This window comes from Allosphingosinicella sp., from assembly GCF_059502505.1.
This window is the reverse complement of record NZ_JCACEU010000018.1, coordinates 1-13,265: the sequence shown is the minus strand read 5'-3', so window position 1 is coordinate 13,265 and position 13,265 is coordinate 1. Positions and strand designations below refer to the sequence as shown.

Annotated in this window: 6 protein-coding genes; 1 reads left to right on the top strand and 5 read right to left on the bottom strand. The window is 64.7% G+C overall.

All coding sequences use genetic code 11. From position 1 onward, the window contains the following. Positions 1–100: 100 nt before the first annotated feature. The 3 genes from fusA to rpsL are packed head-to-tail and all read right to left on the bottom strand — an operon-like array spanning position 101 to position 3,065. A complete protein-coding gene (gene fusA / locus AC5JBD_RS12385; protein ID WP_495722124.1) occupies positions 101–2,176 on the bottom strand; it encodes an elongation factor G in 2,076 nt (691 codons plus the stop codon). Between the two features lie 19 nt (positions 2,177–2,195). Next, positions 2,196–2,666 carry a 30S ribosomal protein S7 gene (gene rpsG / locus AC5JBD_RS12380; RefSeq protein ID WP_183450868.1) on the bottom strand — a complete coding sequence of 157 codons (471 nt, stop codon included), beginning with the start codon at positions 2,664–2,666 and terminating at the stop codon, positions 2,196–2,198. 27 nt (positions 2,667–2,693) lie between these two features. Beyond that, entirely contained in the window at positions 2,694–3,065 is a 372-nt protein-coding gene (gene rpsL / locus AC5JBD_RS12375; RefSeq protein WP_109596495.1) for a 30S ribosomal protein S12, read from the bottom strand. A 697-nt stretch (positions 3,066–3,762) separates the two neighbouring features. Between rpsL and AC5JBD_RS12370 the strand changes: the two genes are divergently transcribed. After that, on the top strand, positions 3,763–5,184 hold the full coding sequence (locus tag AC5JBD_RS12370; RefSeq protein WP_495722125.1) for a glycosyltransferase family 4 protein: 1,422 nt from the start codon (positions 3,763–3,765) through the stop codon (positions 5,182–5,184). Between the two features lie 45 nt (positions 5,185–5,229). Here AC5JBD_RS12370 and rpoC read toward each other — a convergent pair whose 3' ends face one another. Continuing rightward, positions 5,230–9,405 carry a DNA-directed RNA polymerase subunit beta' gene (gene rpoC / locus AC5JBD_RS12365; protein ID WP_495722123.1) on the bottom strand — a complete coding sequence of 1,392 codons (4,176 nt, stop codon included), beginning with the start codon at positions 9,403–9,405 and terminating at the stop codon, positions 5,230–5,232. 105 nt (positions 9,406–9,510) lie between these two features. Beyond that, the coding region (gene rpoB, locus AC5JBD_RS12360) for a DNA-directed RNA polymerase subunit beta (protein ID WP_495722122.1) at positions 9,511–13,265 on the bottom strand (3,755 nt) is incomplete at its 5' end.

Below are 13,265 nucleotides of genomic sequence, written 5' to 3'. Positions count from 1 at the left end.
CAATCGTCCCAATGTTGCAGTGCGGCTTCGTCCGCGCAAACTTTTCCTTCGCCATCGTGGCACCCGTTCCTTTGATCTTTCAAAATTCGCTTTAGTGGGTTCAGGCGTACTTCGCCTGAACCTCGGCAGCCACGTTCGACGGCACCTGCTCGTAGTGGTCGAACTGCATGGTGTAGCTCGCACGACCCTGGCTCATGCCGCGCAGGGTGTTGACGTAGCCGAACATGTTGGCGAGCGGGACCATCGCGTTGATGACCACGGCGTTGCCGCGCATGTCCTGACCCTGGATCTGACCGCGCCGGGAGTTCAGGTCGCCGATCACCGAACCGGTGTAGTCCTCCGGCGTGACGACCTCGACCTTCATGACCGGCTCGAGCAGAACCGAACCGCCCTTCTGGAGGCCCTCGCGGAGAGCCGCGCGAGAGGCGATTTCGAAGGCCAGAGCCGACGAGTCGACCTCATGGTAGGCTCCGTCGACGAGTTCCACCTTGATGTCGACCACCGGGAACCCGGCAACGACGCCGGCGCCCACGACCGACTGAAGGCCCTTCTCGACGCCCGGGATGTACTCCTTGGGAACCGAGCCGCCGATGATCTTCGACTCGAAGGAGAAGCCTGCACCCTGGTCGTTCGGCTGGATCACCAGCTTCACGCGGGCAAACTGGCCGGTACCGCCGGTCTGCTTCTTGTGGGTGTAGTCGATCTCGGCCTTCTTGGTGATCGTCTCGCGATAGGCCACCTGCGGAGCGCCGACGTTCGCATCGACCTTGTAGGTGCGACGGAGAATGTCGACCTTGATATCGAGGTGAAGCTCGCCCATGCCCTTCAGGATCGTCTGGCCGGACTCCTGGTCGGTTGAGACGCGGAAGGACGGGTCCTCGGCGGCCAGCTTCGAGAGAGCCAGACCCAGCTTTTCCTGGTCGGCCTTCGACTTCGGCTCGATCGCGATCTCGATCACGGGCTCAGGGAACTCCATGCGCTCGAGGACCACGGCCTTGTTCGGGTCGCAGAGGGTGTCGCCGGTGCGGACTTCCTTGAGGCCCGCGAGAGCGACGATGTCGCCGGCATTGGCCTCCTTGATGTCCTCGCGGTTGTTCGAATGCATGAGCAGCATCCGGCCGACGCGCTCCTTCTTGTCGCGGGTCGAGTTGAGGATCGAGGAACCGGTTTCGACCTTGCCCGAATAGACGCGGCAGAAAGTGATGGTGCCGACGAAGGGGTCATCCATGATCTTGAAGGCGAGCATGGCGAAGGGTTCGTCGTCGGACGGCCGGCGAACGGTCTCTTCCTCGGTCTTGAAATCGATGCCCTTGATCTCGCCGCGATCCACGGGAGACGGCAGGAAGTCGACCACGGCGTCCAGGAGAGGCTGAACGCCCTTGTTCTTGAAGGCGGAGCCGCAAAGAACCGGATGGAAGGCGCGGCGCTGCACGGCCGTGCGAACGAGCCGGCGCAGGGTCGCCTCGTCGGGCTCCTGCCCGTCGAGGTAGGCCATCATGGCCTCGTCGTCCATCTCCACCGCGGCTTCGACGAGCTTGTTGCGGTATTCCTTGGCCTGGTCGAGCAGGTTGGCCGGGATCTCTTCCTCGGTGAAGGAAGCGCCCAGGGCTTCGCCGGACCAGACGATCCCCTTCATCTTGATGAGGTCGATCACGCCGCGGAAGTCGCTCTCGGCGCCGATGGGCAGCTGAAGGCAGACGGGCTTGCCGGCGACGCGGTCGATGATGTCCGCCACGCACTTGAAGAAGTCGGCGCCGGTCTTGTCCATCTTGTTGACGAACACGATGCGCGGAACGTCGTACTTGTCGGCCTGACGCCACACGGTCTCGGTCTGGGGCTCGACGCCCTGGTTGCCGTCGAGAACGCAAACGGCGCCGTCCAGCACGCGCAGGGACCGCTCCACCTCGATGGTGAAGTCCACGTGGCCGGGGGTGTCGATGATGTTCAGGCGCTTGTCGCGCCAGAAGCAGGTGGTGGCAGCGGACGTGATCGTGATGCCACGCTCCTGCTCCTGCTCCATCCAGTCCATGGTGGCGGCACCCTCGTGCACTTCACCGATCTTGTGGGACTTACCGGTGTAGTAAAGGATGCGCTCGGTCGTCGTGGTCTTGCCGGCATCGATGTGGGCCATGATGCCGAAGTTGCGGTAGTCCTCAATCGCGTGCGTGCGGGGCATCGCTCAGCTCCTCAGACCTTTACCAGCGGTAATGCGAGAACGCACGGTTGGCTTCTGCCATACGGTGGGTATCTTCGCGCTTCTTCACGGCATTGCCGCGGTTGTTCGAGGCATCGAGCAACTCGGCGGAGAGACGCTCGACCATGGTCTTGTCGTTGCGGCCGCGAGCAGCCTGGATGATCCAGCGGATCGCGAGAGCCTGACGGCGCTCGGCACGAACCTCGACCGGGACCTGGTAGGTCGCACCGCCGACGCGGCGGGAGCGGACCTCGATCGCCGGAGCGACGTTGTCGAGAGCCTGCTTGAAGACCTCGAGCGGGTTCGCCTTGGCACGGCTTTCGATGCTATCGAACGCACCGTACACGATGCTTTCGGCAGCGGACTTCTTGCCGTCGTACATGATGGAATTCATGAACTTCGTGACGACCACATCACCGAACTTGGCGTCCGGGATGATCTCACGCTTTTCGGCGCTATGGCGACGGGACATGAGCTGACCTCAATGACAGTTGACGGCTTACTTCGGCCGCTTCGCGCCGTACTTCGAACGACGCTGCTTACGATTCTTCACGCCCTGGGTGTCGAGGACACCGCGGAGGATGTGATAGCGAACACCCGGAAGGTCCTTCACGCGGCCGCCGCGGATCATGACCACGGAGTGCTCCTGAAGGTTGTGCCCCTCACCCGGGATGTAGCCAATGACCTCATAGCCATTGGTCAGGCGAACCTTGGCGACCTTGCGCAGAGCCGAATTCGGCTTCTTTGGGGTCGTGGTGTAGACGCGCGTGCACACGCCCCGCTTCTGCGGGCAGGCCTCAAGCGCGGGAACCTTATTCCGGCTCTTTTGCGCCGTCCGCGGCTTGCGGATCAGCTGACTGATCGTTGGCATCCTGTGCCCTCTTTTACGGCCCCCGTCGCGGCGGCCTGAAAGTGCCTTCAACAAATCGACGCCGCACCGCCACGCCCGGCAACCCGTTAAGGCTGCACAAAACGAAGCCACGCCATTGGCTCGGGTAAGCCCTTGGCGCGGTGCGATTGCAGAGGACCACGATGTTCTGGCACCGCGGTCGTGCCCCAAATCTGACGATGTGTCAGTCAAGGTTGAGTTCGGCAGCGTTTAGGCGGCATCCATCGAAGCGAGACGCTTCAAATCGCGAAAACCTACGGCCAGCCGGAAAGTCCGGTCTCTCTATCGCCCGAGTCGGGGAAAGTCAACACTTTTGAGGAGCATTTCGGAGAGGCGCCCCGGTGAGGCAGCCCTCTCGGCGTCTCCTTGCTATATGGCTATTGCGTCGCCCCAAGCAAGGCTATGGAATAACGACATCTTCACGGGGGCAGCTTCCTTGACCGCAGCGATCCACTTCGAGCCCGAGGCCTATGAGGTCACCCATGGAAGGCCGATGGGGCGCCACTTCGCCGGCCATGGCTTTCTCTCCGCCTTCGCCCGCCACTCCTCCCAGGAAACCGTGACGGGCTATGTGAGGGACGCGAAGCTTGGCGGGAGCTTCTCCAGCTTCATCAAGGCGTTCCGCCCGGGGAGCTCTCCGGACTTCATCCTGGCCTCCGATCCCGGCAGATTGCGGCAGGTGGGCTGTCTTTTCACGCCGAGCCCAATCAATACGGCGCAGGCCTCGCAGCGGGAACTCCATGGCCCCCGATCCTGGAGCCTCTGCGGCGTGAACCATACCCTGTCGTCTGCCCGGGTCATGGACGGGATCACGGAGATGATGACGGCCCCGGTTCAGCCCTGGGATGCCATTATATGCACCTCGAACGCCTCCCGCGAGGTCATCCGGACGCTGTTTGCCCGTCAGGAGGAATATCTGTCCCGACGGCTCGGCGCGACCCGCTTCGTCAAGCCGCAGCTTCCGGTGATCCCCCTGGGGGTCGATTGCGAGGCTCAGATCAGGCGGATCGGCCACCGGGACGAGGCCCGCGCGGCCCTCGGTCTTCAGCCGGGCGATTTTACGGTCCTGTTCCTCGGGCGGCTGTCCTTTCACGGCAAGGCCAACCCCGCTCCCATGTATCTGGCGCTGGAGCGTCTGGCCCAGCGCCGCCGCGTCGCGCTGATCGAATGCGGCTGGACGGCCAATGAGCCTATCGCCGGGGCCTTTGCGGAAGCCCGCGCCAAGCTTTGCCCTTCCGTTCGCTCCGTAGTCCTGGATGGCCGCGAACCGGACCTGCGCACGAGAGCCTGGGCTGCCGCGGACGTGTTCTGCTCCCTGTCCGACAACATCCAGGAAACCTTCGGCCTGACCCCGATCGAGGCCATGGCCGCGGGGCTGCCGGTGGTGGTGACCGACTGGGACGGCTACAAGGACACCGTTCGCAACGGCATCGACGGTTTCGCCATACCGACGATGGCCGCTCCCCCTGGAGCGGGACACCGGCTCGCGGTTCGCCATGCGCTCGAGGTGGACAGCTACGATTCCTATATCGGCCAAGCTTCGACGGCGGTCGTGGCGGATATCGACGCCACGGCGGCGGCCTTCGAGCGCCTGGCTTCCGATCCGGACCTGCGCCGCCGCATGGGGGCGAACGGGGCCGCCCGCGCCCGGGAGCGGTTCGACTGGAAGGTCGTCATCCGATCCTATGAGGAGCTGTGGCGCGGGCTCGCCGAGCTGCGGGCGGCCGGGGAGCCCGCGTCCCCATCCCCCGGTCAGCAGAATTCCGGCTTCTGGCCCGCTCGCCCCGACCCCTTCCACCTCTTCTCCAGCTTCCCGTCCGGTCGATTTTCAGGCCAGACAAGGTTCGTGCAGGTTGGCGGGATCGACGAGGGCCAGGTGGTGGAGCGCCTCGATCTGAAGATCGCCCTGGTCAACGGATCGTCCGATGTGTCTCGCGCTTTCCTGCTCGACCTGTGGAAGCAGGTGGGCAGCCGGGGAGCCTCGGCCGGGGACATTCTTGCGGCCGGGGAGCCCTCGACTGCTCCTGCGACGGTTCGGGGCCTGCTGCGGCTGGCGAAGCTCGGGCTCCTGCGGATCGTGGAGCCGGACCGCCGCCCATAAAAAAGGCCGCCCGGAGGCGGCCTTTTCGTTCTCATGAAGCCTGTCTTACTCGGCCGCCGGAGGCAGCTCGCTGACCTGCGCCTGGGACTCGGCGCGCTTCTGCTGCAGGATCAGCTCGTCGCGATGGGTTGCAACGGCCTTGATCTGCGAGTTCAGCGCACCCGTGCCGGCCGGGATCAGGCTGCCGACGATCACGTTCTCCTTGAGGCCCTCGAGGGTGTCCACCTTACCGTTGACCGCCGCCTCCGTGAGGACGCGGGTGGTCTCCTGGAAGGACGCCGCCGAGATGAAGGATCGCGTCTGCAGCGAGGCCTTGGTGATACCGAGCAGAACCGGCACGCCGACGGCGGGCTTCTTCTTCTCGGACATGAGACGCTCGTTGATCTCCTCGAACTCGAGACGATCCACCTGCTCGCCGGTGAGCAGCTCGGAATCGCCGCCCTCAGTGATCTCAACCTTCTGCAGCATCTGGCGAACGATCACCTCGATGTGCTTGTCATTGATGAGCACGCCCTGGAGTCGATAGACCTCCTGGATCTCGTTCACGAGGTAGGCCGCGAGTTCCTCGACGCCCTTGATCGCCAGGATGTCGTGCGGAGCCGGGTTGCCGTCGACGATGAAATCGCCGGTCTCGACCACGTCGCCGTCCTGCAGGTGGATGTGCTTGCCCTTCGGGATCAGGTACTCCACCGGCTCGGAACCATCGTGCGGGTTGAGCGTCAGGCGACGCTTGCTCTTGTAGTCGCGGCCGAACTGGATCGTGCCGGACTTCTCCGCAATGATGGCCGCATCCTTCGGACGACGAGCCTCGAACAGCTCCGCCACGCGCGGCAGACCGCCCGTGATGTCGCGGGTCTTGGCGCTCTCGGTCGAGACACGGGCGAGAACGTCGCCCGCCTTGACCTTCGAGCCCGGGTCGGACGCGAGGATCGCATCGACAGGCAGGAGGTAACGGGCGTCGCCGCCGCGGGCAAGCTTGGCCACCTTGCCGCCCTTGCCCTCGATGATCACCGCGGGACGCAGATCGGCCGTGCGGGCCGAGCCGCGCCAGTCGATCACCACGCGCTTGGCGATGCCGGTGGACTCGTCCGTCGTCTCGATCATCGACGCGCCGTCCACGAGGTCCTCGTAGCCCACCACGCCGTCGATCTCCGTGAGGATCGGACGGGAATAGGGATCCCACTCGGCAATGCGCTGGCCGCGCTTGATCGTGTCGCCCTCGTCCACCTTCAGGCGGGAGCCGTATTGCAGGCGGTGAACCGCCCGCTCGGTCCCGTCGGGGCCGGTGATGACAACCGCCACGTTGCGGCCCATGACCACGAGATCGCCGTCGGAGTTCTTCGCAATGTTCTTGTTGCGGAACCCGATGGTGCCCTCGAAGCTCGACTCGATGAAGGACGAATCCGCAATCTGAGCCGCGCCGCCGATATGGAAGGTGCGCATGGTGAGCTGGGTGCCCGGCTCGCCGATGGACTGGGCCGCGATGACGCCCACGGCCTCGCCATGGTTGACCGGGGTTCCCCGGGCCAAGTCGCGGCCGTAGCAGGTGGCGCAGACGCCGTTTTTGGACTCGCAGACGAGCACGGAACGGATCTTCACCTCCTGGATGCCCGCAGCCCCGATGGCTTCGAGGTGGTGCTCCTCGATCATCGTGCCCTTCGGCACGATCACTTCGCCGTCCTGGGCGACCAGATCCTCGGCCGTGGAGCGGCCCAGGATGCGGGAGGCCAGCGACGCGACCACCTGGCCGGCGTCGATGATGGCCCGCATGCGGATGCCGCGCTCGGTGCCGCAATCGGTCTCGCGGATGACAGCGTCCTGGGCCACGTCCACGAGGCGGCGGGTCAGGTACCCTGAGTTCGCCGTCTTAAGCGCCGTGTCGGCCAGGCCCTTGCGGGCGCCGTGGGTCGAGTTGAAGTACTCGAGCACGTCGAGGCCTTCCTTGAAGTTCGAGATGATCGGCGTCTCGATGATCTCGCCCGACGGCTTGGCCATGAGGCCGCGCATGGCGGCGAGCTGCTTCATCTGGGCCGGCGAACCGCGGGCGCCCGAGTGGGACATCATGTAGATCGAGTTCACCGGCTTGTCGCGGCCGTCCTCGTCCTTCTGAACCGTGGAGATGCGGTTCATCATCTCGGCCGCAAGGCGATCCGAGCACTTCGCCCAGGCGTCGACGACCTTGTTGTACTTCTCACCCTGGGTGATGAGGCCGTCCTGGTACTGCTGCTCGTAATCCTTGGCGAGCGCCCGGGTCTCCTCGACGATCTGCCACTTGTTCTCCGGGATCACCATGTCGTCCTTGCCGAACGAGATGCCGGCCCGGAAGGCATTGTAGAAGCCCAGGCCCATGATGCGATCGCAGAAGATGACCGATTCCTTCTGACCGCAATGGCGGTAGACGGTGTCGATCATGTTGGAGATCTCCTTCTTGGTCATGAGCTTGTTCACGACGTCGAAGGACATGGCCGGATGCCTCGGCAGGAGCCGCGAGAGCATCACGCGGCCGGCCGTGGTGTCATAGATCTTGGAGAACGGCTTGCCGTCCTCGCCCAGACCCTCCCAGCGGTAGCGGATCTTCGTATGAAGGGTGATGACCTTCTCGTTCAGGGCATGTTCGATCTCGCCCATGTCGGAGAACGCCTTGCCCTGCCCCGGCTGACCGTCGGAGACGATCGACAGGTAGTAGAGGCCGAGAACGATGTCCTGCGACGGCACGATGATCGGCTGACCATTGGCCGGGTGCAGGATGTTGTTCGTGGACATCATCAGCACGCGGGCCTCGAGCTGCGCCTCGAGGGAGAGCGGCACGTGGACGGCCATCTGGTCGCCGTCGAAGTCCGCGTTGAACGCGGCGCAGACGAGCGGGTGCAGCTGGATCGCCTTGCCCTCGATCAGGGTGGGCTCGAAGGCCTGGATGCCGAGACGGTGCAGCGTGGGCGCGCGGTTCAGGAGAACCGGGTGCTCGCGGATGACCTCGTCCAGGATATCCCAAACCTCGGGCTTCTCCTTCTCGACGAGCTTCTTCGCCTGCTTGACGGTGGCGGAGAGGCCCCGCGCGTCGAGCTTGGCGTAGATGAACGGCTTGAAGAGCTCGAGCGCCATCTTCTTCGGCAGGCCGCACTGGTGCAGCTTGAGCTCGGGACCCACCACGATCACGGAACGGCCCGAGTAGTCGACGCGCTTGCCGAGCAGGTTCTGACGGAACCGGCCCTGCTTGCCCTTGAGCATGTCGGCGAGCGACTTCAGCGGACGCTTGTTGGCGCCGGTGATGACGCGGCCGCGCCGGCCGTTGTCGAACAGGGCGTCCACCGCCTCCTGGAGCATGCGCTTCTCGTTGCGGACGATGATGTCCGGCGCACGCAGCTCCATGAGCCGCTTCAGACGGTTGTTGCGGTTGATGACGCGGCGGTAGAGATCGTTCAGGTCCGAGGTCGCGAAGCGGCCGCCGTCGAGCGGCACGAGCGGACGCAGGTCCGGCGGAATCACCGGAACCACCGTCATGATCATCCACTCGGGCTTGTTGCCCGACTGGACGAAGGCCTCGATGATCTTGAGGCGCTTCATGAGCTTCTTGGGCTTCAGCTCGGACGTGGTGACCGCGATCTCCTCGCGGATCTCCTGCGCGGTCTTCTCGAGGTCGAGCTCCTGCAGGATCCGGCGGATGGCTTCCGCGCCGATCATGGCCGTGAAGGAGTCCTCACCGAACTCGTCCTGAGCGCGGATGTACTCTTCCTCGGTGAGGAGCTGACGGTCCTTGAGCGGCGACAGGCCCGCATCGACGACGATGTACGACTCGAAATAGAGGATGCGCTCCAGATCCTTCAGGGTCATGTCGAGCAGCAGACCGATGCGGCTCGGTAGGGACTTGAGGAACCAGATGTGAGCCACGGGCGCGGCGAGCTCGATGTGGCCCATGCGGTCGCGACGGACGCGGGCCAGCGTCACCTCGACGCCGCACTTCTCGCAGATCACGCCCTTGTACTTCATGCGCTTGTACTTGCCGCACAGGCACTCGTAGTCCTTGATCGGGCCAAAGATGCGCGCGCAGAACAAGCCGTCGCGCTCGGGCTTGAACGTACGGTAGTTGATGGTCTCCGGCTTCTTGATCTCACCGTAGGACCAGGACAGAATCTTCTCAGGGCTCGCGATCGAGATCTTGATCTGATCGAAGCTCTGCGGCTGGGCCGTCTGGTTGAAGAGATTCATGACCTCTTGATTCATCGCCGTCTCCTGGGCTGGAGGGTGCTAGATAAGCACCCTCACCGGCAATTGCATGGGGCCGCGGCATCATCGCCGCGGCCAAACGTCAATCTTAAAGCGTAGCGCTTACTCGGCAGCCTCGGACGGGGGCAGCTGCCCCGCCTCGTTGGCGGCCTTCTTGGAATTGGTCAGCTCCACGTTGAGGCCGAGCGACCGCATTTCCTTCACGAGAACGTTGAAGCTCTCCGGAATGCCCGACTCGAAGGTGTCGTCGCCACGAACGATGGCTTCGTAGACCTTGGTACGGCCGGCCACGTCGTCCGACTTGACCGTGAGCATCTCCTGAAGGGTGTAGGCAGCGCCGTAAGCCTCCAGAGCCCACACCTCCATTTCGCCGAAGCGCTGGCCACCGAACTGGGCCTTGCCGCCCAGGGGCTGCTGGGTGACGAGGCTGTAGGGACCGATGGAGCGGGCGTGGATCTTGTCGTCCACGAGGTGGTGGAGCTTCAGCATGTAGATGTAGCCCACGGTCACCTTGCGGTCGAACGCCTCGCCGGTCTTGCCGTCATAGAGCGTCACCTGACCCGACGGGTCGAGGCCAGCCTTCTGCAGCATGGTCTCAATGTCCGACTCCTTCGCGCCGTCGAAGACCGGTGTGGCGAACGGAACACCGCGGCGCAGCTTGTTGCCAAGCTCTGCCAGCTCGTCGTCGGAAGCCTGCTCGATTTCCGGCAGGTTGCCGTAGATCGAGACCAGCTGCTCGCGCAGAGCCTGCGACTTGCCCGACCGCATGTAGGCATCGACCGCCTGGGCGACCTGCTTGCCGAGACCGGCAGCAGCCCAGCCAAGGTGCGTCTCGAGGATCTGGCCGACGTTCATGCGGCTCGGCACGCCCAGCGGGTTGAGCACGATATCCGCGTGCGTCCCGTCCTCAAGGAACGGCATGTCCTCGATGGGAACGATGCGCGACACGACACCCTTGTTGCCGTGACGGCCGGCCATCTTGTCGCCCGGCTGGATCTTGCGCTTCACGGCGACGAAGACCTTGACCATCTTCATGACGCCCGGAGGCAGCTCGTCGCCGCGCTGCAGCTTCTCGACCTTGTCGAGGAAGCGCTGCTCGAGACGCTTCTTCGACTCGTCGTACTGCTTCTGCATGGCCTCGATCTCGGTCATCAGAGCATCGTCTTCGACCGCGAACTGCCACCACTGCGACCGCGGGTGCTCGTTGAGGAGCTCGCGGGTGATCTTCGTGTCCTTCTTGAAGCCCTTCGGGCCCGCAACGGCGCTCTTGCCCGAGAGGATCTCGGCCAGACGTGCATAGGTGTTGCGGTCGAGGATCGCCTGCTCGTCGTCGCGGTCCTTCGCGAGACGCTCGATTTCCTCGCGCTCGATGGCCTGGGCGCGCTCGTCCTTGTCGACGCCGTGCCGGTTGAAGACGCGGACTTCGACGATGGTGCCAGTCACGCCCGGGGGCACTCGCAGCGAGGTGTCGCGAACGTCGGAGGCCTTCTCGCCGAAGATGGCGCGCAGAAGCTTCTCTTCCGGCGTCATCGGGCTCTCGCCCTTCGGCGTGATCTTGCCGACGAGGATGTCGCCCGCATGAACCTCGGCGCCGATGTAGACGATGCCGGCTTCGTCGAGGTTCTTCAGCGCCTCTTCCGACACGTTCGGAATATCGCGCGTGATTTCCTCAGGACCCAGCTTCGTGTCGCGGGCCATCACCTCGAACTCCTCGATGTGGATCGAGGTGAAGACGTCTTCCTTCACGATCCGCTCGGAGAGCAGGATCGAGTCTTCGAAGTTGTAGCCGTTCCAGGGCATGAACGCGACGAGCACGTTCCGGCCGAGGGCCAGCTCGCCGAACTCGGTCGAGGGACCGTCGGCGATGATGTCGCCCTTGCGGACCATGTCGCCGGCGCGCAGCAGCGGCTTCTGCGTGATGCAGGTGGACTGGTTCGAGCGCTGGAACTTCTGGAGACGGTAGATGTCGACCCCCGGACGGGTGGGGTCGGTCTCCTCCGTCGCGCGGATCACGATGCGGGTCGCGTCCACCTGGTCGACGACGCCGGCCCGGCGGGCCGCGATGGCCGCGCCGGAGTCACGGGCCACCACCGCTTCCATGCCGGTGCCCACGAACGGGGCGTCCGCCTGGACCAGAGGAACGGCCTGGCGCTGCATGTTCGAGCCCATGAGGGCGCGGTTCGCGTCGTCGTTCTCCAGGAACGGGATGAGGGCCGCCGCCACGGAGACGAGCTGCTTCGGCGACACGTCCATCAGGTCCACGCGATCGGGCGCAGCCACGATCACGTCGCCGGCGCGGCGGCAGACCACGAGCTCTTCCGTCAGGCGGCCCTGCCCGTCGATGGCGGCGTTCGCCTGGGCGACGTTGTACTTGGCCTCTTCCATGGCCGAGAGATAGACCACCTCTTCGGTCACGGAGCCGTCGCGCACGCGGCGGAACGGGGTCTCGATGAAGCCGTACTTGTTGACGCGGGCGAAGGTCGCCAGCGAGTTGATGAGGCCGATGTTCGGGCCTTCCGGCGTTTCGATCGGGCAGATGCGGCCGTAATGGGTCGGGTGCACGTCGCGCACCTCGAAGCCGGCGCGCTCGCGGGTCAGGCCGCCCGGGCCGAGGGCCGAAAGGCGACGCTTGTGCGTGACCTCGGAGAGCGGGTTGGTCTGGTCCATGAACTGCGACAGCTGGGACGAGCCGAAGAACTCGCGCACCGCGGCGGCGGCCGGCTTGGCGTTGATCAGATCCTGCGGCATGACCGTGTCGATATCGACGGACGACATGCGCTCCTTGATCGCCCGCTCCATGCGCAGCAGGCCGAGGCGGTACTGGTTCTCCATGAGCTCGCCGACCGAACGCACCCGGCGGTTGCCGAGGTGGTCGATGTCGTCGATCTCGCCCTTGCCGTCGCGCAGGTCCACGAGCGCCTTGGTCACCGCCAGGATGTCCTCGCGGCGAAGCGTGCGCACGGTGTCCTCGGCGTCGAGGTCGAGGCGCATGTTCATCTTCACGCGGCCCACCGCCGAGAGGTCGTAGCGCTCGGCGTCGAAGAACAGCGAGTTGAACATGGCTTCTGCCGTATCCAGGATCGGCGGCTCGCCCGGACGCATGACCCGGTAGATGTCGAACAGGGCGTCCTCGCGGGAGGAGGCCTTGTCCACCGCCAGGGTGTTGCGGATGTAGGGGCCGACCGTGAAGTGGTCGATGTCGAGCACCGGAACTTCCGTGAAGCCGGCCTCGCCCAGGCCTTTCAGCAGCTTCTCGGTGATCTCGTCGCCCGCCTCGGCATAGATCTCGCCGGTGGAGGGGTTCACGAGGTCTTCGGCGATGTACTGGCCGTACAGGTCCTCGTCCGTCGCGCGGAGGTTCTTCAGGCCCTTCTCGCCGAGCTGGCGGGCGGCGCGGGCGGTCAGCTTCTTGCCGGCCTCCAGCACGACCTCGCCGGTCTTCGCGTCGATGAGATCGACGGACGCCTTGAAGCCCTTCATGCGCTCCGCATCGAACGGAACGGTCCAGCCGTCCTTGGCCCGCTTGTAGACGACGCGGTTGTAGAAGGTGTTGAGGATCTCCTCGCCGTCGAGGCCGAGGGCATAAAGCAGGGACGTGACCGGGAGCTTGCGCTTCCTGTCGATGCGGGCATAGACGATGTCCTTGGCGTCGAACTCGATGTCGAGCCAGGAACCGCGATAGGGGATGATGCGGGCGGCGAACAGCAGCTTGCCCGACGAATGGGTCTTGCCCTTGTCGTGGTCGAAGAACACGCCGGGAGAACGGTGCATCTGGGAGACGATGACGCGCTCGGTGCCGTTGACGATGAAGGTGCCGTTGTCGGTCATGAGCGGCATGTCGCCCATGTAGACGTCCT